The following is a 21,960-nucleotide window of genomic DNA, read 5'->3' on the forward strand; positions in this document are numbered from 1 at the left end:
TTAGACCACCGGCTCCTTGGTGATGTTCACCCACGCGGCACCGCTGTCGAGCACGCGCGGCTGCTTCCACACCTCGACCGGGAAGCTCACCATCACCACCGACTGCATCAGATGCATGAGCCGCTTGGCGTCATCGGGCATGTCGTGCAACGGGAATCGCGCGTCGAGGTACACCATGACCTCTTCGAGGCGAGCGGTGCCCGCGTCGTAGAGATCCTGCATCTCCTCCATCGAGGAGGTCAGTCGCTTGGCGTAGCGCTCGGGTTCGGTGGCCAGGATCCAGTCGCTGAAACGCTCCAGGTCAGCGAACTCAGCGGGCAGAAGGGCCTCTTTGGTGTCAGACATGTGCGGGGCTCCCGTTGGTCTTGGCGGCCTTCTCGGCCTGCTCTTCCTTGTACCTGTCGACGTACTTGTGCGCGGTGTGATGCAGATGGCGCAGCAGGACTTCCTGATCGCACAGCGGGAAGTCGGTGACCGCGCGGGTGCCGATCTGGGTCTGGGTGGCCTCCAGGGTGTTGGCGTCCTGCAGCGCGTACTCCTTGAACGTCACCGCGGCCAGTTCCTGCGAGAGCCGCTGACGGGTGTTCTTCGGCGGCACGAAGTACAGGTTGGCCTCGAAGATGTGGCTGTCCACGCCGGTGGGCCAGTAGTTGTAGGTGAGGTACCAGCCCGGAACCCACAGCAGCAGTGTCCAGTTGGGGAAGAACTCGAAGGAGTCCTGGCCCCACGTGGGCTGGCGCGCCGGGTTGACGGCCGGGGGCAGCTCGTCGGGCAGGATGCCCTTGATGTCGGGCCGGTCCCACGGGCCGAACAGGCCGGAGTGCAGGATGCGCTCGATGGGCTTGACCATGTTGAGGTCCTTGGGCGGGCTCATGCCGCCCCAGGACGAGATCATCGAGTGCTGGTCCTTGATGTCGTAGTGCAGTGCCTCGAAGCCGATCTTGGCGAGCTTCTCGGCCTCCTCCTTGGTCGCCTGCTTCATGTGCAGGATCGGCGCGTGGTAGAACTCGACGAACGCGTCGATGAACAGCTTCCAGTTGGCCTTGATCTCCGCGCGGTAGCTGTAGTGCTCGGTCATCTCGTGGAACGGGTAGCCCTTGAGACCCTGGCCGAACTCACCAAGGTAGTCCTCGAGCGGTTCGGCGTCATCGTCGAAGTTGACGAAGATGAAGCCCTCCCAGACCTCGCAACGGACCGGCTTCAGCGGGTAGTCGGCCTTGTCGACGTCGAAGAACTCGTCCTCCTGCTGGATGAAGGTCAGATCACCCTTGAGGTCGTACCGCCAGGCGTGGTACTTGCAGGTGAACTGCCGGCAGCTGCCGGAGACCTCTTCGCCGGGGTAGTCATTCCACACCAGCTTGTTGCCGCGGTGGCGGCACAGGTTGTAGAAGGCCCGAACTTCGCCTTCCTTGTCCTTGACGATGATGATCGACGTCCCGGCGCCGACCGACGGCATCTCGCGCGTGAAGTAGCTTCCGGTCTTGGGCAGCCGCTCGACCCGGCCGACCTGCAGCCACGTCTTGCGGAAGATCGCCTGCTGCTCGAGCTTCCACTGCTCCGGATCGATGGAGTCGGTGTAGTCGACCGGAGCGGTGCCGAGCTCGGGCCAATTCTCGGTCCAGCTGCCTGCCGCAGGTTTGGGGAAGTGGGCCATCAGTTAGTTCTCCTGTTCTTCCAGGCGTTCGGGGCCGTGGTCATGCGGGTGATGCGACGTCGAGGGGTCCACAGGGGCGATTGGTCGACCGGCGCCGCGGGCTGTGATCGTCATGTGCCTGTCTCCTCTCGCTCACGAGAATCATATTCTCATATCCGGATAACAGATTTCCACGAACTTCTCGTTTGGTCAACGTGTGTGTCGTCGCGGGCCTAACGGCGCGGATCGTCGACAACGCCGCCGACCTGCGCATTCGGGCCCGGCAACACGGTCCAACTCGTTTCCGGATGTTGATTCTCTCGAAGTGAGAAGCTAGTTTCCTAGTTGGGAGAACGCATTGAGCCGACGCGCCGCCGTCTGTCGTCGCCACCCGTCGACCGGCGAGGATCCTGGGATTGGGCGCCTGCATGGAAGGAAGTGCCATGAACAAGGACGACATGATTCTGATCAGCGTGGATGATCACATCATTGAGCCGCCGGACATGTTCGCCAATCATCTGCCGGCCAAGTATGTGGATGAGGCGCCGCGGTTGGTGCACAATGCCGACGGGTCGGATACCTGGCAGTTCCGGGATGTGGTGATTCCGAATGTGGCTTTGAATGCGGTGGCGGGTCGGCCGAAGGAGGAGTACGGGCTGGAGCCGCAGGGCCTTGATGAGATCCGCCCGGGTTGTTATGACCCGGGCGAGCGGGTCAAGGACATGAGTGCCGGTGGGGTATTGGCGACGATGAACTTCCCGTCGTTCCCCGGGTTCGCGGCACGGTTGTTCGCCACCGAGGATGCGGAGTTCTCGTTGGCGTTGGTGCAGGCCTACAACGACTGGCACATCGACGAGTGGTGCGGGTCGCATCCGGGGCGGTTCATTCCGATGGCGATCCCGGCGATCTGGGATCCGCAGTTGTGCGCCGATGAGGTGCGCCGGGTCAACCGCAAGGGCGTGCATTCGCTGACCTTCACCGAGAACCCGTCGACCCTGGGGTATCCGTCGTTCCATGATCTGGAGTACTGGCGGCCGTTGTGGGAGGCGCTGGTGGAGACCGACACGGTGATGAACGTGCACATCGGGTCTTCGGGCAAGTTGGCGATCACCGCCCCGGATGCGCCGATGGACGTGATGATCACGCTGCAGCCGATGAACATCGTCCAAGCCGCCGCGGATCTGTTGTGGTCGGCGCCGATCAAGGAGTTCCCGGATCTCAAGATCGCGTTGAGTGAGGGTGGGACGGGCTGGATTCCGTATTTTCTGGATCGGGTGGACCGCACCTATGAGATGCATTCGACGTGGACGCATCAGGACTTCGGCGGGAAGCTGCCCTCGGAGGTGTTCCGGGAGCATTTCATGACGTGTTTCATCTCTGATCCGGTCGGGGTGAAGAACCGGCATCTGATCGGGGTGGACAACATCTGCTGGGAGATGGACTACCCGCACAGCGATTCGATGTGGCCCGGCGCCCCCGAGGAGCTCATGGCGGTGTTTGACACCTATGACGTCACCGACGACGAGATCAACAAGATCACCCACGAGAACGCCATGCGGCTCTACCACTTCGACCCGTTCACACACATCCCCAAAGACCAGGCCACCGTCGGCGCCCTGCGCGGCAGCGTCGAAGGCCACGACGTCTCAATCCGCGCCCTCTCCCACGAGCGGGACGGCGAAAAGGCGACTTTCGCGGATTTCGCGGCCAAGGCCACCGAAATCTCCGGAGCCAGGCAGTAGTCCGCCGCCGCATACGCGACGGCAGACCGACTCGCACTGTGCTGGCGGCACAGTGCGAGTCGACAACCATGTGGAGATGAAGGGCAGAACATGTCTGGCGGAATGAGTTTCGAGCTGACCGAAGATCAGGACCTGATCCGCAAGTCGGTCGCGGAACTGGCGTCCAAGTTCGACGACCACTACTGGATGCAGAAGGACCAGGCGCACGAATTCCCGCAGGAGTTCTACGACGCCATCGCCTCGGGCGGCTGGCTCGGGATGACCATTCCCGAGGAGTACGGCGGTCACGGGTTGGGCATCACCGAGGCCACCATCCTGGCCGAGGAGGTGGCTCGGTCCGGCGGCGGCATGAACGCCGCGAGTTCGATCCACATGTCGATCTTCGGCATGCAGCCCGTCGTGGTGTTCGGCTCCGATGAGATGAAGAAGGCGACGCTGCCACGCATCGTCAACGGCGATCTGCACGTCTGCTTCGGCGTCACCGAACCCGGTGCCGGCCTGGACACTTCGCGCATCACCACGTTCGCCAAGCGGGACGGTGACCACTACGTCGTCAATGGCCGCAAGGTGTGGATCTCCAAAGCCTTGGAGTCCGAGAAGATCCTGCTGCTGACTCGCACCACACCCCGCGATCAGGTGGCCAAGCCCACCGACGGGTTGTCGCTGTTCCTCACCGACATCGACCGCGACCACGTCGACATCCGGCCGATCACCAAGATGGGCCGAAACGCCGTCAGCTCCAACGAGGTCTTCATCGACGACCTGCGGGTGCCCGTCGAGGATCGCATCGGCGAGGAGGGCAAGGGCTTCTCCTACATCCTGCACGGCCTGAATCCCGAGCGGATGCTGATCGCGGCCGAAGCGCTCGGCATCGGACGGGTCGCGCTGGACCGTGCGGTGAAGTACGCCAACGAGCGCGTCGTGTTCGACCGGCCGATCGGCATGAACCAGGGCATCCAGTTCCCGCTGGCGGATTCGCTGGCCCGGCTCGACGCCGCAGAGCTCATCCTGCGCAAGGCGACCTGGCTCTACGACAACGGGAAGTCCTGCGGCCGGGAGGCCAACATGGCCAAATACCTGTGCGCCGACGCGGGATTCGCCGCGGCCGACCGCGCCCTGCAGACCCACGGCGGGATGGGCTACTCCGAGGAGTACAACATCTCCCGGTTCTTCCGCGAGTCCCGCCTGATGAAGATCGCCCCGGTGAGCCAGGAGATGATCCTGAACTTCCTCGGCTCCAACGTCCTGGGCCTGCCCAAGAGCTACTAGGAGAATCTCCCCTCGATGAGGACCTATTTCGATCTGACCGGCCGTTCGGCACTGGTGACCGGCGCGGGCGCCGGGATCGGCGCGGCGGTGGCTGAGGCGCTCGCGGGCGCCGGCGCGACCGTGCTGGTCACCGACATCAGTGCCGACGCCGCGGCCAGGGTCGCCGAGCGGATCAACACCGCGGGCGGCAAAGCCGACAGCGCAGCCCTGGATGTCAGTGACCGGGACGCCGCGGTGGCCGCGGCCAGCCAGGCCGCTGCGCTCGGCGGGGGCAGTCTGCACATCGTCGTCAACAACGCCGGGGTGGCGTCCCCGGCGATGTTCCCGAAGCTGACGGATGAGACCTTCCGGCTCACGTTCGACATCCACGTGATGGGGACTTTCCACGTCACCCAAGCAGCGCTGCCGCACATCCCCACCGACGGCACGGGCCGCGTAATCAACGTGACCTCGTCGGCCGGGATCACCGGAACCCTTGGCCAGGTGAACTATTCGGCGGCCAAGGCAGGCATCATCGGCTTCACGAAGTCGCTGGCGCGTGAGCTGGCCGCGAAGAGCATCCTGGTGAACGCGTTGGCGCCGCTGGCCGCGACACCGATGACCGAGACCATCCGCACCAATGAGAAGTTCGCCGCCAACATGATGAATCGCATCCCGTTGAAGCGTTGGGCCGAGGCCGACGAAGTGGCCGGTGCGTTCGTGTTCCTGGCCTCCGATGCGGCGTCGTACATCACCGGGCAGGTGCTCCCGGTCGATGGCGGCATGGTTATGTGAGGCCATGACAGACACGCAGCCCGCCTCGGGCCCGCTGGCCGGCATCACGATCGTCGCGATGGAACAGGCCGTGTCCGCACCCATGTGCTCACGGGTGCTTGCCGACTTCGGCGCCCGCGTCATCAAGGTGGAGAACCCGAAGGGCGGTGACTTCGCCCGCGACTACGACGACGTCGTGAACGGCCCCGGAGGCCTTGCCGCACATTTCGTCTGGGCCAACCGGGGCAAGGAGTCGATCACCCTCGACCTGAAATCCCCTGCGGGCATTGAGATCCTGCACCAACTCCTCGACCGTGCCGATGCGCTGGTGTCCAACCTGGCGCCGGGTGCCACGGTTCGCCTGGGTATCGCCCCGGACGATCTGCGCGAGCGGCATCCGAACCTGATTCCCGTCGAGATCGACGGCTACGGTTCGGGCGGCCCGATCTCGCACAAGCGTGCCTATGACCTCCTGGTGCAGGCCGAGTCTGGAACCTGCGCTGCCACCGGCTATCCGGGGATGCCCGCCAAGCCGGGTCCGCCCGTCGCCGACATCTCGACGGGTCTGTACTCCGCTCTGTCGATCATGGCACTGCTCCTCGGCCGGGCTCGCGGGCGCACCGAGGGGCCGATGCCCGCCGTCGCCGTGAGCCTGTTCGACACCATGACCGACATCATGGGTTACCAGCTGACGTACACGCAGCACTCCGGGATCGACCAGCAGCCGTTGGGAATGAGTTCACCCGCGGTGGCGCCCTACGGCGCGTTCCCCACCAGGGACGGCCAGACCGTGGTGCTGGGCACCACCAACGACCGGGAGTGGCAGCGGGTCGCCCGCGAGATCATCAACCGGCCGGATCTGGCCGACGATCCGAAGTTCGCGACCAACAGCGACCGCTGCGCACATCGCGACGAGTTGAACGCTGCCATCGGATCCTGGTGTGCGGAGAACGATCTCGCCGACATCCAACGGATCGCCGACGCCGCCGGGATTGGCAACTCGCGTTACAACCTGCCCAGTGAGGTGGTCAAGCACGAACAACTCCGGGCACGCGACCGGTGGCGCGAGGTGGCGACGCCGAAGGGGCCGATCGACGCCCTGCTGCCCCCTCCGGTGATCGCCGGATTCGAGCAGCCCATGGGTGCGGTGCCCGGCCTCGGCGAACACACCGACGCCCTGTTGGCCGAGCTGGGCTACGCCCCAGCCGACATCGACGCGCTGCGCGCGCAGGGTGCGATCGGGCCGGCCTACCGGGCCGAAGCCCATTGACCGAGCCCATTGACCGAGCCTCACTGAACACACGGATCGAAGGACGCACATGAGAGAAACAGTGATCGTCGGTGCGGTGCGCACCCCCGTCGGAAAACGCAACGGCGGCCTGTCCGACCAGCATGCGGCGGACCTGTCCGCACTGGTGCTCAACGAACTGGCGGACCGCACCGGAGTGGACCCCGGCATCGTCGACGACGTGATCTGGGGCTGCGTGTCGCAGGTCGGTGACCAGTCGAGCAACATCGGCCGCTACTCGGTGCTGGCCGCCGGGTGGCCCGAGCACATCCCGGGCACCACGGTGAACCGCGCCTGCGGATCAAGCCAGCAGGCTGTGGATTTCGCGGTGCAGGCCGTCATGTCGGGGCAGCAGGACGTCGTGGTCGCCGGTGGTGTCGAGGTGATGAGCCGGGTCCCGCTCGGGGCGGCTCGCTCGACCGGAACGCCATACGGGCCCAAGGTTTTCGCGCGCTACGACGACTTCTCGTTCAACCAGGGCATCTCGGCCGAGATGATCGCGCAGAAGTGGGGATTCGACCGGACCCAGGTCGACGAGTACTCCGCCCGCTCGCACGAACTCGCCGCCGCCGCGCAGGACCGCGGGGCCTTTAATGACCAGATCGTGCCGGTGACCACCGAGGGTGGACCCGTCACCGCGGACGAGGGCATCCGGCGCGGAACCACCGCCGAGAAGCTCGCCGGTCTCAAGCCGGCGTTCGCCGAGGACGGTCTGATCCATGCCGGAAACTCGTCGCAGATCTCCGACGGGGCCGCGGCACTGCTCGTGACGACCGCCGAGAAGGCCGCCGAACTCGGACTGACGCCGCTGGTGCGCTACGTCGCCGGTGCGGTCACGGGCGCCGATCCGGTGCTGATGCTGACCGGACCGATCCCGGCGACAGAGAAGGTGCTGCGCAAGGCGGGCCTCGGTGTCGGGGACGTCGGCGTCTTCGAGGTCAACGAGGCCTTCGCGCCCGTCCCCATGGCCTGGCTCGCCGACACCGGCGCGGATCCGGACCGGCTCAACCCGCTCGGTGGTGCGATCGCGCTCGGTCATCCGCTGGGTGCCTCGGGTGCGGTGCTGATGACCCGGATGATCCATCACATGCGCGACAACGGAATTCGATACGGGCTGCAGACCATGTGCGAGGGCGGCGGGACCGCCAACGCCACCGTGGTCGAGCTCGTCTAGCGGGAATCAGGAGACAACTGTGCGCCGGACGCTGTTCACCGAGGACCACGAGGCGTTTCGCGAGCTTGCCCGCGACTTCATCGAGAAGGAGGTCGTGCCCGCCTACCCACAGTGGGAGAAGTCCGGCCGCATGCCGCGCGAGACGTTCGCCAAGCTCGGCGAGACCGGGATCATGGGTGTCGCGATTCCCGAGGAGTACGGCGGCGGCGGGCAGTCCGACTACCGCTACAACGTGGTGCTGCAGGAGGAGGCGGCCCGCGCGCTGGTCACGCTGTCGACGGTGCGCACCCAGCTCGAGGTGATCCTGCCGTACTTCCTGCACTACGCCAACGAGGAGCAGCGCAAGCGCTGGTTCCCCGGCCTGGCCGACGGCACGCTGCTGACCGCGGTCGCGATGACCGAACCGGGCACCGGATCCGACCTCGCGGGGGTGCGGACCACCGCGGTGCGTGACGGTGACGACTACGTGCTCAACGGCGCCAAGACGTTCATCACCGGCGGCATGCAGGCCGACCTGGTGATCGTCGTCGCGCGCACCTCGACCGACCCCGACAACCGCCGCAAAGGCCTGACGCTGCTGGTGGTCGAGGACGGGATGCCCGGCTTCGAACGCGGCCGCGAACTCGACAAGATGGGCTGCAAGGTTCAGGACACCGCCGAACTGTCGTTCACCGACGTGCGGGTGCCCGCAACCAACGTGCTGGGGGAGGAGGGCGAGGCGTTCTCCTACCTCGGCCACAACCTGGCCCAGGAACGCCTGACCGTCGCCGTCGGCTCGGTGGCGCAGTCCCGCTCGGCGATCGCGGCGGCCATCGACTACACCAAGTCCCGCAAGGCTTTCGGCACGCCGGTGGCGTCGTTCCAGAACACCAAGTTCGAACTCGCGGCATGCTCGACGGAGGTCGAGGCCGCCCAGGCGATGTTGGATCTGGCCGTCGCCGAGCATGTGGCGGGCGAGTTGTCGGGCGCCGACGCGGCGCGCGTGAAGCTGTTCTGCACCGAGATGCAGGCCCGGGTGATCGACCGCTGCCTGCAGTTGTTCGGCGGCTACGGCTACATGATGGAGTATCCGATCGCGCGGTTGTACACCGATGCACGCGTGGCCCGGATCTATGCCGGGACCTCTGAGGTGATGAAGGTGATCATCGCCAAGTCGCTCGGCCTCTAGACACGACGCCCTGGCCTTGGGCGCGAGACCCGGTGTTTCGCGCCCAGAGGTGGGCTCCGGCGTGCCCCGGGTTGCTGCGTCAGCGTGTGTTGTGGGGCTGGTGTGACGCGGCACAAAATAATCTAAAAGAGACCCTTGTCACATCGCGGGAACCAACCTACTGTATGTTCATTAAGTAGGTTCGCCGATGAGAAAGCGTCCGCCACGTGACCTCTGCCAGGCCTTATGCGACGTTGCTCGCGAAGGGTGAGGACCGGAAGATCCGAATCCTCGCCGCCGCGCAGCGTCTGCTCACCCGCAACGGGTGGCGCAACACGACCCTGTCGCAGATCGCGAAAGAGGCCGGAGTCAGCGCTGCGGGCCTGCTTCACCATTTCGACTCCAAGGAACAACTGCTCCACGCGGTCGTCGACGCCCGCGACGCCGACGACGATGCGCATGCGGACCGTTCCGGTGACCTGCTCGAGCAACTCGCGAATGTCGGCGAGCGCGTGGACCGAAACCCGGAGTTGGTCGGCACCTACTCGGTGCTGCTCGTCGAGAACCTGATGCCCGACGCCCCGCTGCACGATCGCATGTTCAACAGGCATCGGGCGGCAGTCAGGATCGTCGCCGACCTGATCCGTCGGGGTCAGGAATCCGGCCGGTATCGCTCCGACATCGACCCAGCCCTCAAAGCGGTGCAGATTGTGTCCCTCGTCAACGGAATGGAAATCTCATGGTTGCTCGATCCCTCGATCCCGCTGCAGGAAGCATTGCGCGAGTACGCGAAATCCCTCGCGCAGGAATTCGCGCCGGAGGCAACATCGTGAGGTACCGCCTGGACGTCGTCGCGCCCAGCGTGGCCGAGGCCGTGCGCGCCGCGGGCGGCTGGATGTTCGACCGTGTGATGGCCGGCTGGGATGTCCGGGTGCTGCTGCACCGCGACGAGGCCGCCGATGATCGCGCACTGCAGATCATCGGCGCCGACGCCGGTGATCTCGAGTCGGCATTGGCCATCGGGCCCAATGGGATTCGGCCACATGCCCTTGCGGTCGCGGCCGATCTGTACGAGCACGACTCGCGGATCCGGGAGGGCGTCCGCCAGGCCCTCGACAGCGGCCAAACCGAGGTGACGCTGTGGGGCGAGTCCTGGCCCGCCGAGTTGGACCACAGTGGTGTCGGTTCGGTCGAGCATCGGCTCAGCGTCGCGGCCCGCGCCTTCAAGGCTCAGGCGCTCGCTGCGCTGGACTGCCGGGACGTCCCGGCGGGTTCGGTGATCGAGACGTTCCGCAGCGGCACCCCGGCGTCGTGTCCGGTGGCCGCAGACCTGGTGCCGGCCAGCTGATTCCACACACGAAAGCGGCCACTGAGTCTGTGACTCAGTGGCCGCATTCGTGTGTCGGTCCTACTCTCGGATCGAGATCGCCTGCCGCGGGCACTGCCGCACGGCCTCGCGGATCTGCGACTCGTTCTCCGGGGTCACCTCGTGTGTAAGGACGTGCAGATAGTCCTCGTCGTCAAGGTCGAACACCTCCGGGATGATGCCCATGCACACCCCGTTGGCCTCGCAGAGTTCGAAGTCGACTTCCACTTTTCCACTCATCAGCGCAGCACCTTCACCGGAACATGGTGGTAACCAGCGACATTCTGCATGTGCACCCGCTCCAGGCCGTCCCATTGGACCTCGTAGCGAGGCATGAAATCGAGCAGCCGATCCACCGCGATCGTGGTCTCCAACCTGGCGAGCGCCGCGCCCAGACAGCTGTGGATGCCGTAGCCGAGCCCGAGGTTCTGCGACTCCGTGCGGTCGCGGTCGATGTCGAAGATGTGGGCGTCGGTGAACGCGCGCGGATCCCGGTTGGCCGCGGCGTACATCAGGAACACCGGCTTGCCCGCGGGGATGGTGGTGCCGTGCAGGTGCGCTTCCTTGAGCGTGAAGCGCACGTTGTAGTGCACCGGGCCGTCGAACCGCAGCATCTCCTCGACCGCGGCCGGAACCTTGCTGCGATCGTCCAACAGCTTCTGCCACTGCTCGGGGTTCTTGGCGAAGGTCACCATCGCGCTGCCGACGAGTTTGGTGACGGTCTCCGCTCCCGCGCCACCGAGCAGTGAGGCGAAGCCCGCGATCTCGACGTCGTCGAGTTTGCGGACCTGACCGTCCTCGGTGAGGATCTCGGCTGCCACGAGGCGGCTGAGCATGTCGTCCTGCGGATTCGCCCGTCGCTCCTGGGCCAGCTTGTAGTAGTACACGCCCGACTCGATCGCCGCGGCCATGCCGGCCTCGGTGTAGCCGATGTTGCCGGGTTCACGGGTCAGCGACGTGTCGATCCAATGCCGCACCATCTGGCGGTAGTCCTCTGGCACACCCGCCATCCGGGTGATGACCTCGACGGGGAACGGGCCGGAGAAGTCCTGGATGATGTCGAAATTATCCGGGTCGACCTGGGACAGGTAATGGTCGACGAGTTCCTCGACCGTCTCGCGCTGGGACTGGATCGCGCGCGGCGTGAACGCCTTGTTGACCAGGCTGCGCATCACGCGGTGTTCCGGCGGGTCCATGAAGATGATGGACTTCTGCGGGCCCTCCTCGGACTGCACCATGGCCAGATCGCACCCGCGCGTGGAGGAGTAGGTCTCGTGATCCTTGAGCGCCGCCGCGACGTCGGCGTGCCGGGTCAGCGCATAGAAGTCGAACTCCTCGCTGTAGTACACCGGCGCCTCGTCCTGCATGCGCAGGTAGATCTCGTAGGGATCGTTGAAGTACTCGTCCGAGAACGGATCGAAGACGACCTGGGGCTTGGTCATGGGTCCTCCGCGGGCTGAGGGGCGGAAAGTTACGGATAACAGTCGAACTGTAACGTTAACAGTAGTGCGGCCGGTACGGCCTGGGAATCGCCGGTTTCATCGACCCAAACCAGCCTCGACCAGTTGATCGAGACGCCCGAGGTCGGCACCGAGTTCGGAGGCGGTCTCCCGAACCACGGCGACGTCCTTGCCGATGAATTCCGCGACGGCGCTGATGAATGCGGCCGACGAACCGGCGCGGGCAATGTTGCCGAGGGCCCTGCTGGCACCACTGCCGTGGGGAAGCGCCTCGAGCAGAGCAGACTCCTCGATCCCGAGTGCGCCCGCCAGTCGGGCGGCCTCGGCGATCAGGCCGATCTGCGCGGCGAACAGTGTGTTGTTCACCAGCTTGATCTTCTGCCCGGTTCCGATACCGCCGACGTGCACGATCGGGTCGCCGTAGCTCTGCAGCGCCGGGCGGGCCTTGGCCACCGCGTCGTCGGCGCCGCCCACGAACAGCGTCACCTCGCCAGCCGCGATGTCGTGCGGGCCGCCGCTGACTGGGGCGTCGATGACCGCTACGCCGTTGCCTTCGGCGGCCAGCGCTTCGGCGGTGCGGGGACTGCCCGTGGTGTGCAGCACCAGAACCGATCCGGGACGCATCGCCGAGATCAGACCATCGGGACCCAGGCACAGCTGCCGAACCTGCTCGTCGGTGAACACGCACACCACGACGATGTCGGCGCCGTCGGCGACCTCACGCGGGTCGGCCACCGCACGCGCGCCGAGGCTCGTCAACGCGTCGCGCCTCTCAGCTGTGCGGCCCAGGACGACGACCTCATGACCGGCCTCGACGAGGCGCGTCACCATCGGTGTGCCCATCCGGCCTGCGCCGACGAAGCCGACCTTCATCGGCGGGAGTCCATCCGATCCAGGGCGGTGTCGGCGACGACGAACACCGTGCCCTCCTCCGCATCGGCCTTGGCTGCGAGATCCGCGGCCAGGCGAACGTCCTTCTGCAGCAACCCGCCCGCGATGGGAGCCAGGTGCTCGAGCGTGCCGCCGAACATCGCGATGCTGTTGATCGCCTTGCTGGTGCCCGACCCGCGGGTGAGCACCTCGCCCAACTTGGCGCGCTCGACGCCCAACTGCTCACCCAGTTCGAGCAGGCTGATCGCGGCACCGAGGTTCGCGCTGAACAGCAGGTTGTTCAGGATCTTGCTGACCTGTCCGGCGCCCAGTGGCCCGAGGTGCACGATCGGGTCGGCGTAGGTCTCGAACACCGGGCGGCATTTCTCGAGGTCGGCCTCGTCGCCGCCGACCATCACCAGAAGCTGCTTGGCCTCGACCGCGGGCCCACCACCGCTGACCGGCGCGTCGACGACGGAAACACCCTGTGCGGACGCCTTTTCGGCGAGTTCGCGGCAGGTGTCAGGATGCACGGTGCTGTGGATGACAATGATGCCGCCGGGCTTCAGGCCGGCGAGCAGGCCTTCGTCGCCGTAGGCCAGTTGGCGAATGTCGTCGTCGCCGATGACGCACAGGCACACGATGTCGCTCTCGGCCGCCAGTTCGGCGGGCGTGCCCGCAACCTTGGCCGCGGTGTCGGCGTACGGCTCCAGTGACGCGGGACGGCGCGCCCAGAGGGTGGTGGGGATCCCGGCGTCGACGATGGCGCGCGCCATCGGTCCACCCTGGCTGCCCAATCCAATGAATCCGACTCGCATCAACTGGCCTCCATCGTGAAATCGGTAGTGGTCCCACCGGACCCGGTACGGCGGGCTCGGCACTGCTCGGCGAACGCGGTTGCGCCGAGGTGGTACTCGGTGGCTGCGTGCCCCAGGCTCAGGTTGTGTCCGGCATTGGGCTGGCGGACGGCGGTGACATCGGGGGAGGCCGTGAACAACTCGGTGACCTCGCGCACCGCTGCCTCGTCGGTGGACCATACCCGCTCGTGCTCCGCGAGCACATAGCGCACCGGAACTCGCACGCGCGCAGCCAGTTCCGTGACGGTCTCGGCCCAGTTCGCGACGACGTCGGCCTCGTAGCCGGGGGAGATGGGGCCGGTCTTGATGCGCACCGCCGACGCGATGCCGTCGGGATAGAGTTCGGCAGGTTCCCACAGCAGGCCGCGCAGGCCGGTGGGGACGTTGGTCACTGACGCGCCCGCGAGCACGGCGCGGGCCGCATCCTGCTGACGCAGTCCGGTGCCGGAGATCTCGATGCCCAGCAGCGCCGCACCGCGCTCGTCGTCCGCCGCCATCCGCAACGCCAGTTCGGTGCCGTTGGAGTGCGCCAGCACGAACAGTCCGGCGCCGCGGTCCCGGCCCCCGAGGATCTTGTCGACTGCGGCATAGGCCATTTCGACGCGCCGCGTGGGATCGACGAACTCTTCGGCATAAAGCGCCGAAGCGCCGAAACCCGGCCGGTCCAGCGCCAGCACGGTGTACCCGTGCGAAGGTCCGAACCGCACCAGCGACAGCGCGGGATGCCCCGGGCAGTCGAAGTACGCGCTGGTGGTCGCTCCACCGTGCAGGGCCACGACGACCGCGCGCGGATTCTGCGCCTCGGCGAGCAGGCCGGACATCGGCACGCCGTCGACGAGGACCACACGCGCGGTCGGGGACGTTGCATTGCTCAATTCCGTGACTCCTTCCCCTCGGCTCCGCCTTCGGGTTCGTCGTTCACGGGGTGTCAGTCCGCAGCAGCAGCACTCCACTCGGTGTCAGTCCACCACTGCTGGCCACCGCGACGCGGGCATTTGCGACCTGGCGTTCACCGGCCTCACCGCGGAGTTGCGTGACGGCCTCATGGATCAGACCCATCCCGTGCGTGCGGCCGTGGGACAGCTGGCCACCATGGGTGTTCAGCGGGATCACGCCGTCACGCGCGATGTTCGCGCCGCCGTCGAGGAAGTCCTTGGCCTCGCCGATGCCGCAGAACCCAAGCGCCTCAAGCCACGACAGGCAGTTGAACGTGAAGCCGTCGTACAGTTCAGCCACGTGGACATCGCTGGGCCGCAACGAGGTTCGGCTCCACAGGTGCGCGGACTGGCCGAGCACCTGTGGCTCATGGGTCAGGGTGGTCTGGTCCCAGTCGGTGCGCTCGATGATCTGCGTGCCCACCGCCTCGAAGTACACCGGCGGCTTGCGCAGATCACGGGCCACGTCGACCGCGGAGACGATGACCGCGACCGCGCCGTCGCACGGCACGTCACAGTCATAGAGGCCGAACGGCGTGGTGATCGGCCGCGCCGACAGGTAGTCCTCCATGGTCATCGGATCGCGGTAGATCGCGGTCGGGTTGATCGACGCGTTGGCCCGCTGGTTCAACGCGATCCAGCCCAGCGTCTCCCGCGTCGTGCCGTAACGGTCGAAGTGGCGCTGCGCGTTGAGCGCCAGTGTGTGCGCGGCCGACGTGGCGCCGAAGGGGGCCTGCCAGTTGGTGGTTCGCATACCGCCGGCGGGGGCGGCCTTACCCTCTTTGAGCAGTTGGTTGTAGGTGGCCTCCCACAGCGTGCGGAAGCACAGCACGTGGCGCGCCATCCCGGTCGCGACGGCCATCATCGCCGCGATCACCGAACCGCCGGGACCGAACGTGTCCATACCGCCGTTGATCCACGTCGGCCGGATGCCGAGGGCGCCCTCGAGCGCGTTGACTCCACCTTCGCCCATGCCCGCCACGTCGAGGCCGGGATAGGTGGAGAGACCGTCGATATCGGCCAGCGTCAGACCGGCGTCGGCGATCGCGGCCTCGCAGGCCTCGATGGTCAGCGAGATCGGCGGCACCATGAGACGCCGGCCGATCCGCGATATGCCGATGCCCGTGATCGCCGACTTGTCCTCGAACTTGTCCTGTCTGACCATGGGCCGGACGAACTTCGAGAACTCCTCTGGGGCGATCTCGTCGGCGGGCAGTTCGCCCACCTCTTTCGGTGTCACGGGGCGGAACAGCGGCAGGTACACGTCGGCGGCCTTCTCGAAGACCACCTCGACGACCTGACCGAGTTCCAGGTCGACACCACCGTTCTCGTCGATGTCGACCAGGATGTTGGTGGTCAGCCGGACCCGCGGATCCTCTTCGATCGCGACCTGCGCCACCACGTAGGGGGCGGGCAGCCCCGGAATGCTGAACCGGTGGTTGACCGTGAAGCCAGCCAGCACGCCCCGACCGGAGACGTCGCGCACGCCCATGTCGTGGCTGCGGCAGTACCGGCAGATGGGCTGCGGGGGATGGATCAGCGAGTGGCAGTCCTGGCATTCGCAGATCCGGAGCACGCCGTCGCCGCCCGCGGTCCAGAAGAACTCGTTGTCCAGCGTCAGCTGCGGCAGCGGGAGACGTGACTGGCTGTTGTCGGAACTCATCGCGTGAAACCCCACTCCGCTTCGTTGTCTTCGGTTTTCAGATGCGCGCCCGGGTCCTCGTCATGCTGCACCGGTGGTGCGGCAGGCGGTTCGGTGGGGCGTCGTTCGGCGATCTCCATGATCGCGTGCACCGGGCAGTCCAGGAGCGCGCGCATCACGGTATCCCGGTCGGGCTCGGGCACCACGCCGTCACCGACGAGCACCGCGTATCCCCAGTCGTCGAGCGAAAAGTACTCCGGCGCATGCTTGGCGCAGATGCCGAACCCGTCGCACAGCGTCCGGTCGAGCTTGATCCGCATCTTGTCGGTCATCCCAGCGCCTCCACTTCGTAGGGGCGGTGCGCAGCGAACGTGCCTGCGCGGCAGGCCGCGCAGTCTCCGGTCAGGTGTCGTTCGACGTTTTCCCCGAACACCGCAAGCAGGCTCGCGGCGATGTTGGTGGCCGCGTCGAGGGTCGCGCAGGCTCCGCGGCCGCGCAGCACCACCGACCACCGCTGCAGACGCGCCAGATCGTCGGCGCTCGCGGTGCCGTCGCGCAGTGCGCCCGCGGCGGCGGCCATCGCGGCGGTGCCGTTGAAACACGATCCGCACTGACCGGCGTTCTCGCGGTCGAAGTAGGCCAGCACCGAGGCGGCGACCGCGACGGGGCACTCGTCGGTGAGCACCGAGACCGCGCCGCAGCCCAGGCCGCTGCCCAGTGCCCGCAGCGACTCGTGGTCGAGTGCGGTGTCGACGACGTCGCGTCCCAGCAGGCCCGCGAAGTAGCCGCCCATCAGGGCGCCCCGAACCTGGTCCGCCGGAATTCCGTGCAGGGCAAGCAGTTCAGTGACCTTGACTCCGAGCGGGAGCTCGTAGAGGCCGGGCGGCCGTCCGCCGCCGGTGATGGTCGCCAGGAAGGTGCCCGGTGAGTCGGCGGTGCCGGCCTCGCGGTAGACGTCGGCACCGTGGCGCTGGACGAACGGCAGGTGGGCCAGGGTCTCGACGTTGCTGACCAGCGTGGGCAGGCCCCCGACCCCCTCCTCGAAGACTCGCGGTGGCTTGTCCGTCGGCTTGGCGGGCCCGCCGTTGATGGCACGCACCGCAGCGCTCTCCTCGCCCGCGACATAGCCGGGGTCTACGACGCGCACACTGACCGTCAGGTCGCCGAGAACATCGGGGGCGGTGTCGTGCAGTTCCGCCAATGCCGACGAGACACTCTGCGCCGAAGCAGGATCCGACACGTACACGTGAGCATGCTTGGCGCCGACGATCTGGGCGGCCAGGCGGGTCCCGTCGAGGACCAGATGGGGTCGGTTGCGCAGCAGCCACCTGTCCTTGATCGAGGAGGGTTCGCCCTCTTCGCCGTTGGCCACCAGCACGGTGTCGTGACCGGCCAGTGCCGCCGCGCGGACCGTCTGCAGCTTGACCGCGGTCGGGAAGGCCGCACCGCCGCGACCGCGGATCCCGGCCCGGGCCACCTCGGCCAGCAGCGCTTCGGCGTCCGACAACGCCGCATAGCCACCGGCGCTGCGGTATTCGCTGCCGGTCTCGGCCCCCTCGCGGGTGCGCAGCAGGCGTGGGGAGAGTGTGGGCCAGGCGCCGACGACGATGTCGGCCCCGGCAGTCTGGGTGGTCTTCATGGCTGACTCCTGCGAACCGGGGGCTGGGCCGGGCGGCGCCGACGGTGGTTAGGCTCGTGGACATGCGGACGGCAGTGGTGCGAGTGAAGGTCGATCCCGGCGGGAGCCTGACCGCGAGCGCAGTGACCGAGGGGATGGCGGCGCTGACCGGCATGGCCGACGCCGCGGGGGTCGAGCTGATCCAGAACGACCTTGCCGCGCTGCCGCCGAGTCGGCGCGAGGTCGAGTTCCTGATGACCGGCGCGGACCCCGCGGAACTGCAGGATGTGGCCAATGGCCTGTGCGGCAGGGCATTCGGAACCGAGCCCGTGGCCGGCGTGCTGACCTTCGTCAGCCACGGCACCGACGACGATGCGCACGGTGTGCTCGCCGGGTTCGGACTCACCGGACAGATCGAGCGGACACCCACCGGCGAGGGCTGGGACATCGTCGACGTGACGCTGTCCAAGGCCGATGTGGAACGCGTGCCGGAGAGCCGGATCCACACGGCCCTGGAGGCCTCGCTGAACTGCGAGGTCCGAATCCACACGGTGTGACCCGACGGTCATGGCCGATCCAGAAAGTCCAGGATCGCCGGTGCCGCCTGGACCCAGGTGTCGAACAGGCAGAACTTCTTTCCGCCACTGGCGGCGAACTTCTCCCCGGCCCGCTCCCAGGCGTCCTCGGGCCACGGCGGATCGATCAGTTCTGAGCCCTTGATCAGGCAGTTGACTTCGAGCGATGTCCGCTTCGGGTGGTCCCAGTCGTTTTCGCCGCCGCGGATGATCAGCGTGGGAACGGTGATGTTGTCGAACATCTCGTCGGGCACACCGGGAATGGTCTGGCCCGGCTTGGACACGAACGCGTTGAGCCACCGCAGCATGACCTTGAGGAACTCGTCGGCGTCGAGGGCCTGGATTCTGTCATGGTTGACAGGATTTTCTGCGATACGTTCTTTCCATTCGGGCACGTGCAGCAGGCCCTTGATGCCCATTCCGCGCACCGCAAGGATGCTCGGCACGATGTAGTGCCCGCCCAGGACGAACGAACCGTAGACGCCGCCGACGATGTTCCACACCACCAGCTTGGTCACCAGTTCGGGGTAGAGCATCGTGGTGATCATCGAGTCCCGGGCACCGCCGGATCCACCGGCGATGATGCACGGTCCGATCTCGAGGCGCGTGATCAGCTGCGCCAGCGTCTCGGCCCGCATATGCGACTCGCTCTGACCGTAGAACTGCACATCCGACCTGCCGCAGTTGGGCCGGTCCCACAGCAGAACCCGATATCCACCGGCGACGAGCTTGCGTGCGAGCGGCTTGAGCCCGGGGATGTCCTTGCTGAACCGGCCGCCGGGGGTCAGCGCGATGAACGGTCCCTCTTTACCGAGGATCTCGTAGACGACATTGCCGCCATTGATCTCGATCTTCTTGTTGGGCAACGCTGCTCCAATGCGGGGTCAGGCCTGTACCAGGACGTCGTTGCCGACGACCCGGACGGGGTAGGTGCGGATGCTCCACTCCGGTTTGACCGCAGTGGTGCCGGTGGCCAACTCGAACCCCCACTGGTGCCACGGACAGTAGATGTACTCCATGTCGCGCACCATCACCGCGTCGCCGGGCACGTTCTCGTCGACGATGTTGCGTCCGCGTGCCCGCCCCGAACACAGCGGCCCCCCTTCGTGCGGGCAGTAGTTCGCGATCGCGTAGAACGTCCCGTTGACGTTGTACACCCCCACACCGTGTCGCCCGATGGGCACGAGTTTGTGTGTGCCCGGCGGGATTTCGTCCACTGTCGCAACGACGTGCTCACGCCCTTGTGCAAGGCGGGACGGCTTGGTCTCGTCTGCCATGGCTCAGAACACCCGGACCTGTCCCTCGAGGGCGGGGACGGTCTCGGGCAGGTGGTAGGTGGCGATTCCGTTGCGGAACATAATGGCCTCGCGGGCGTGTTCGGGCAGGTGCTTGACCAGCCAGCGCGGGTCGTCGAAGGTCCAGTGCGGGTAGTCGCTGCTGTAGAGCAGGATCTTGTCGCACTCCATCCACTCGAACGCCCGAGACAGTTCGGTCTTGTCCTCGGGGTAGTCCAGGGGTTGGGTGGTGAATTTGATGTGGTCCTTGACGTATTCGCTGGGCTTGCGCTTGATGTCCATCCACTGCTTGCGGGCTTCGTAGATGGCGTCCATGCGCCACATCAGCGGCAGGATCCAGGTGAAGGCGTGTTCGACGAACACGATGCGCAGCGTGGGGAAGCGGTCGAAGACCCCGTCGAAGATCAGACTCATGATCTGGTTGTGGGCCAGCAGCGAGTACGTGACCATCAAATCGTGGTTGTAGCTCGGGAAACCGACCGGCGGAATCGGCAGTTCTTCATGGTGGCTGCGGGACAGGTGGCAGGACACCGTGATGTCGTGCTTGGTGGCCGCGGCCCAGACCGGGTCATACATCGGGTCACCCCAGGCTGGCCGCCGTTCGGCCTTGATCAGGACCTGCACCATGTAGGGGTGCCCGGCCCACTTCTCGATCTCGGCGGCCGCGAGCTCGGGTGCCTCGATCGAGACGCAGATGGACCCCCGCCAGCGCTGATGCCAATTGTTGTGTGAATCCAGCCAGCAGGCGTCCTGCCAGGAGTTCAGTGCCTGGCTCATGGCGTGGTCGGCCTCGGGGATCCGGCAAGGGTAGGCGCCGGGTTCCAGGACCGCGATATCGGACCCAGCCTCCATGATCAGCTGCTTGAACGCCAGATCGGGATCACTGCAGGCGAACTCGCCGTCGTCGGGAAACGAGTCGACGCGCATCGCGAACGCGTGGGCGTAGTCCGGGGCGTCGTAGTAAATCTGCTCGCCGAACTGGTGGCTCAGGAAGTACTTGCTGCGCCACGGTTCCGGGATGTGCGGCAGCAGTTGTCCGCGCTTGGGCACCGGATGCACGTCGGAATCCACGCACCTGATGGGCGTGCGTTCGATCGGCGTGGTCCGCTCGGTGGTCTGGGTGACGGCTTTGGCAGGCCCTGTCGATGTCATGGCGTGCTCCTTACTGCGCGACCGTCGGGATGGGAACGTCGATGCCGTACAACTGGGCGGCGTTGCGCCAGCAGTACTTCTCGCGCTGCTCGGTGCTGTAGGCGCTGGGCACCTTCACCTCGGTGAGGTTCCAGTGCGGATAGCTCGAACCGAACATGGTCATGTCGTCCTTGCCGGTGAAACCGAGCCATTCGCCGGCGTACTCGACGTCGCCAGGACCGTCGAACGGACCCTGGACGAAATGCACGTGGCCCGGCAGATACTCACTGGGCATCTTGGGTGCCCACGGGGTCTGCTCGAGGTGTGGGCGGCCGAAGCAGTCCATCCGCCACATGAACGGCGTGAGCGAATCACCGGCACCGTCGGCGAAGACGAACTTGAGCCCGTCGTACTTCTCGAAGACGCCCTCGGCGATCAAGTTCATCAGGTGGTAAAGGTAATTCAGCGACATGAAGCCCTGGTACTGCTCGTACGTGCGGGTGCGTCCGGACGGCGTTGGCGCAAAGCCGATTCCGGCACCGACCTCGATGTGGGTCGCGACGGGCAGGCCCGCGTCGGCCGCGGCCTCCCACAGGGGCCAGAACTGCGGCTTGCCGTAGAGCTCGCGCGACTGCAGGGGGATACCGATCTGTACCACGCGCGGATGGTTCCTGTACTTCTCGATCTCGCGCAATGCCCCGACGATGTCGTCGGGGTTGACTCGGATGGTGCCGCGGAACCGCTCACCGTACTCGTCGTGTTCGAGCCAACGGGTCACCATCATCTCGTTGTGCGCCGCGGCGATCGCGGTTCCCAGGTGCCGGTCGGGCATGACGCCCCGCGTCATCGGATGAAGCACCGCGATGTCGACGCCGCGGTCGGTGAACAGGTGCTTGGCGACGACGTCGACATCGGATCCGGGGTACTGGCCGTCTGGGCCCTTGGTGCCCTTGGCGTACTCCCCACCGGGGGCGCCGTACCAGTCCATCTCGTAGTCCGGGAACCCGCGACTGCGAAACGGTTCGTTCATGAAGTTCTGCCGCAGGTCCTTGTTGGACCCGAAGAAGATGTGCACGCTGGCGTCGATGACGGGCGTCTCGACGGCGTCGGAGCCGTCCCCGATTCGGATCATGATCGTGGCCCACCGTCGGACATGTGACTCATAGTACAACCCCGTTCTTCGAGAGCAAGAATGGAATTCTCGC

At 66.3% G+C, this 21,960-nt stretch carries 23 protein-coding genes; 9 read left to right on the forward strand and 14 right to left on the reverse strand.

The window, feature by feature from the left end:
- Complete coding sequence (locus G6N34_RS05635; RefSeq protein WP_085154669.1) at positions 1-345, reverse strand: hypothetical protein; 345 nt, start codon at positions 343-345, stop codon at positions 1-3.
- Positions 338-1,654, reverse strand: a complete 1,317-nt coding sequence (locus tag G6N34_RS05640) for an SRPBCC family protein (protein ID WP_085154671.1) — start codon at positions 1,652-1,654, stop codon at positions 338-340. Before G6N34_RS05640 ends, G6N34_RS05635 begins: the two co-directional genes overlap by 8 nt.
- Positions 1,655-2,076: 422 nt before the next feature.
- On the opposite strand from G6N34_RS05640, the gene G6N34_RS05645 reads away from it, so the two are divergent.
- The 8 genes from G6N34_RS05645 to G6N34_RS05680 all read left to right on the forward strand — a co-directional run bounded on the left by G6N34_RS05645 (position 2,077) and on the right by G6N34_RS05680 (position 10,354).
- Positions 2,077-3,375, forward strand: a complete 1,299-nt coding sequence (locus tag G6N34_RS05645; protein WP_163645322.1) for an amidohydrolase family protein — start codon at positions 2,077-2,079, stop codon at positions 3,373-3,375.
- A gap of 102 nt (positions 3,376-3,477) precedes the next feature.
- On the forward strand, positions 3,478-4,644 hold the full coding sequence (locus G6N34_RS05650; RefSeq protein WP_085152875.1) for an acyl-CoA dehydrogenase family protein: 1,167 nt from the start codon (positions 3,478-3,480) through the stop codon (positions 4,642-4,644).
- Positions 4,645-4,659: 15 nt separating this feature from the next.
- Positions 4,660-5,418, forward strand: coding sequence for an SDR family NAD(P)-dependent oxidoreductase (locus G6N34_RS05655; protein WP_085152873.1), 759 nt, complete (start codon positions 4,660-4,662; stop codon positions 5,416-5,418).
- Between the two features lie 4 nt (positions 5,419-5,422).
- Positions 5,423-6,667, forward strand: coding sequence for a CaiB/BaiF CoA transferase family protein (locus G6N34_RS05660; protein WP_085152871.1), 1,245 nt, complete (start codon positions 5,423-5,425; stop codon positions 6,665-6,667).
- A gap of 49 nt (positions 6,668-6,716) precedes the next feature.
- Entirely contained in the window at positions 6,717-7,859 is a 1,143-nt protein-coding gene (locus G6N34_RS05665) for a thiolase family protein (protein WP_085152869.1), read from the forward strand.
- A gap of 19 nt (positions 7,860-7,878) precedes the next feature.
- Positions 7,879-9,027, forward strand: coding sequence for an acyl-CoA dehydrogenase family protein (locus G6N34_RS05670; protein ID WP_085152867.1), 1,149 nt, complete (start codon positions 7,879-7,881; stop codon positions 9,025-9,027).
- Between the two features lie 206 nt (positions 9,028-9,233).
- On the forward strand, positions 9,234-9,839 hold the full coding sequence (locus tag G6N34_RS05675) for a TetR/AcrR family transcriptional regulator (RefSeq protein WP_085152865.1): 606 nt from the start codon (positions 9,234-9,236) through the stop codon (positions 9,837-9,839).
- Positions 9,836-10,354 (forward strand): hypothetical protein, encoded by a 519-nt coding sequence (locus G6N34_RS05680; protein ID WP_085152863.1) that lies wholly within the window; start codon positions 9,836-9,838, stop codon positions 10,352-10,354. Before G6N34_RS05675 ends, G6N34_RS05680 begins: the two co-directional genes overlap by 4 nt.
- A 60-nt stretch (positions 10,355-10,414) precedes the next feature.
- On the opposite strand, the gene G6N34_RS05685 is transcribed toward G6N34_RS05680, so the two are convergent.
- The 8 genes from G6N34_RS05685 to G6N34_RS05720 all read right to left on the reverse strand — a co-directional run bounded on the left by G6N34_RS05685 (position 10,415) and on the right by G6N34_RS05720 (position 17,775).
- Positions 10,415-10,612 (reverse strand): ferredoxin, encoded by a 198-nt coding sequence (locus tag G6N34_RS05685; protein WP_085152861.1) that lies wholly within the window; start codon positions 10,610-10,612, stop codon positions 10,415-10,417.
- Positions 10,612-11,814, reverse strand: coding sequence for a cytochrome P450 (locus tag G6N34_RS05690; protein ID WP_085152859.1), 1,203 nt, complete (start codon positions 11,812-11,814; stop codon positions 10,612-10,614). The genes G6N34_RS05685 and G6N34_RS05690 overlap by 1 nt, the downstream gene beginning before the upstream one ends.
- A 96-nt stretch (positions 11,815-11,910) precedes the next feature.
- A complete protein-coding gene (locus tag G6N34_RS05695) occupies positions 11,911-12,705 on the reverse strand; it encodes an NAD(P)-dependent oxidoreductase (RefSeq protein WP_085152857.1) in 795 nt (264 codons plus the stop codon).
- Complete coding sequence (locus G6N34_RS05700; RefSeq protein ID WP_085152855.1) at positions 12,702-13,520, reverse strand: NAD(P)-dependent oxidoreductase; 819 nt, start codon at positions 13,518-13,520, stop codon at positions 12,702-12,704. The genes G6N34_RS05695 and G6N34_RS05700 overlap by 4 nt, the downstream gene beginning before the upstream one ends.
- The gene (locus G6N34_RS05705) at positions 13,520-14,434 is read right to left on the reverse strand and encodes an alpha/beta hydrolase (protein WP_234812957.1); all 915 of its coding nucleotides are present in this window, start codon (positions 14,432-14,434) and stop codon (positions 13,520-13,522) included. The genes G6N34_RS05700 and G6N34_RS05705 overlap by 1 nt, the downstream gene beginning before the upstream one ends.
- A gap of 43 nt (positions 14,435-14,477) precedes the next feature.
- Complete coding sequence (locus tag G6N34_RS05710; RefSeq protein WP_085152853.1) at positions 14,478-16,157, reverse strand: thiolase C-terminal domain-containing protein; 1,680 nt, start codon at positions 16,155-16,157, stop codon at positions 14,478-14,480.
- A complete protein-coding gene (locus G6N34_RS05715) occupies positions 16,154-16,456 on the reverse strand; it encodes a ferredoxin (RefSeq protein ID WP_179965816.1) in 303 nt (100 codons plus the stop codon). The genes G6N34_RS05710 and G6N34_RS05715 overlap by 4 nt, the downstream gene beginning before the upstream one ends.
- A gap of 8 nt (positions 16,457-16,464) precedes the next feature.
- Positions 16,465-17,775 carry an NADH-ubiquinone oxidoreductase-F iron-sulfur binding region domain-containing protein gene (locus G6N34_RS05720; protein WP_085152849.1) on the reverse strand — a complete coding sequence of 437 codons (1,311 nt, stop codon included), beginning with the start codon at positions 17,773-17,775 and terminating at the stop codon, positions 16,465-16,467.
- 62 nt (positions 17,776-17,837) lie between these two features.
- Here G6N34_RS05720 and G6N34_RS05725 point away from each other — a divergent pair, with 62 nt between their 5' ends.
- Positions 17,838-18,311, forward strand: a complete 474-nt coding sequence (locus tag G6N34_RS05725) for a hypothetical protein (RefSeq protein WP_085152898.1) — start codon at positions 17,838-17,840, stop codon at positions 18,309-18,311.
- A gap of 8 nt (positions 18,312-18,319) precedes the next feature.
- Here the strand turns inward: G6N34_RS05725 and G6N34_RS05730 are convergent, their stop codons facing one another.
- Genes G6N34_RS05730 through G6N34_RS05745 form a run of 4 tightly spaced genes read right to left on the reverse strand, consistent with a single transcriptional unit; the run spans position 18,320 to position 21,887 of the window.
- The gene (locus G6N34_RS05730) at positions 18,320-19,195 is read right to left on the reverse strand and encodes an alpha/beta fold hydrolase (RefSeq protein ID WP_179965726.1); all 876 of its coding nucleotides are present in this window, start codon (positions 19,193-19,195) and stop codon (positions 18,320-18,322) included.
- A gap of 18 nt (positions 19,196-19,213) precedes the next feature.
- On the reverse strand, positions 19,214-19,606 hold the full coding sequence (locus tag G6N34_RS05735) for a Rieske (2Fe-2S) protein (RefSeq protein ID WP_085152845.1): 393 nt from the start codon (positions 19,604-19,606) through the stop codon (positions 19,214-19,216).
- Between the two features lie 3 nt (positions 19,607-19,609).
- Complete coding sequence (locus tag G6N34_RS05740; RefSeq protein ID WP_085152843.1) at positions 19,610-20,776, reverse strand: amidohydrolase family protein; 1,167 nt, start codon at positions 20,774-20,776, stop codon at positions 19,610-19,612.
- A gap of 10 nt (positions 20,777-20,786) precedes the next feature.
- Positions 20,787-21,887, reverse strand: coding sequence for an amidohydrolase family protein (locus G6N34_RS05745; RefSeq protein WP_085152841.1), 1,101 nt, complete (start codon positions 21,885-21,887; stop codon positions 20,787-20,789).
- Positions 21,888-21,960 lie beyond the last annotated feature (73 nt).

Origin of the sequence: Mycolicibacterium confluentis (assembly GCF_010729895.1) — a bacterium.
Lineage (GTDB): Bacteria > Actinomycetota > Actinomycetes > Mycobacteriales > Mycobacteriaceae > Mycobacterium > Mycobacterium confluentis.

What these genes read in the sequence shown, in the direction of transcription:
- G6N34_RS05660 (WP_085152871.1), top strand. Translation starts at nt 5,423, where the DNA reads ATGACAGACACGCAGCCCGCCTCGGGCCCGCTGGCCGGCATCACGATC.
- G6N34_RS05690 (WP_085152859.1), bottom strand. Translation starts at nt 11,814, where the DNA reads ATGACCAAGCCCCAGGTCGTCTTCGATCCGTTCTCGGACGAGTACTTC.
- G6N34_RS05640 (WP_085154671.1), bottom strand. Translation starts at nt 1,654, where the DNA reads ATGGCCCACTTCCCCAAACCTGCGGCAGGCAGCTGGACCGAGAATTGG.
- G6N34_RS05710 (WP_085152853.1), bottom strand. Translation starts at nt 16,157, where the DNA reads ATGAGTTCCGACAACAGCCAGTCACGTCTCCCGCTGCCGCAGCTGACG.
- G6N34_RS05655 (WP_085152873.1), top strand. Translation starts at nt 4,660, where the DNA reads ATGAGGACCTATTTCGATCTGACCGGCCGTTCGGCACTGGTGACCGGC.
- G6N34_RS05650 (WP_085152875.1), top strand. Translation starts at nt 3,478, where the DNA reads ATGAGTTTCGAGCTGACCGAAGATCAGGACCTGATCCGCAAGTCGGTC.
- G6N34_RS05635 (WP_085154669.1), bottom strand. Translation starts at nt 345, where the DNA reads ATGTCTGACACCAAAGAGGCCCTTCTGCCCGCTGAGTTCGCTGACCTG.
- G6N34_RS05685 (WP_085152861.1), bottom strand. Translation starts at nt 10,612, where the DNA reads ATGAGTGGAAAAGTGGAAGTCGACTTCGAACTCTGCGAGGCCAACGGG.
- G6N34_RS05695 (WP_085152857.1), bottom strand. Translation starts at nt 12,705, where the DNA reads ATGAAGGTCGGCTTCGTCGGCGCAGGCCGGATGGGCACACCGATGGTG.
- G6N34_RS05740 (WP_085152843.1), bottom strand. Translation starts at nt 20,776, where the DNA reads ATGACATCGACAGGGCCTGCCAAAGCCGTCACCCAGACCACCGAGCGG.
- G6N34_RS05665 (WP_085152869.1), top strand. Translation starts at nt 6,717, where the DNA reads ATGAGAGAAACAGTGATCGTCGGTGCGGTGCGCACCCCCGTCGGAAAA.
- G6N34_RS05735 (WP_085152845.1), bottom strand. Translation starts at nt 19,606, where the DNA reads ATGGCAGACGAGACCAAGCCGTCCCGCCTTGCACAAGGGCGTGAGCAC.
- G6N34_RS05745 (WP_085152841.1), bottom strand. Translation starts at nt 21,887, where the DNA reads ATGATCCGAATCGGGGACGGCTCCGACGCCGTCGAGACGCCCGTCATC.
- G6N34_RS05715 (WP_179965816.1), bottom strand. Translation starts at nt 16,456, where the DNA reads ATGCGGATCAAGCTCGACCGGACGCTGTGCGACGGGTTCGGCATCTGC.
- G6N34_RS05645 (WP_163645322.1), top strand. Translation starts at nt 2,077, where the DNA reads ATGAACAAGGACGACATGATTCTGATCAGCGTGGATGATCACATCATT.
- G6N34_RS05725 (WP_085152898.1), top strand. Translation starts at nt 17,838, where the DNA reads ATGCGGACGGCAGTGGTGCGAGTGAAGGTCGATCCCGGCGGGAGCCTG.
- G6N34_RS05720 (WP_085152849.1), bottom strand. Translation starts at nt 17,775, where the DNA reads ATGAAGACCACCCAGACTGCCGGGGCCGACATCGTCGTCGGCGCCTGG.
- G6N34_RS05700 (WP_085152855.1), bottom strand. Translation starts at nt 13,520, where the DNA reads ATGCGAGTCGGATTCATTGGATTGGGCAGCCAGGGTGGACCGATGGCG.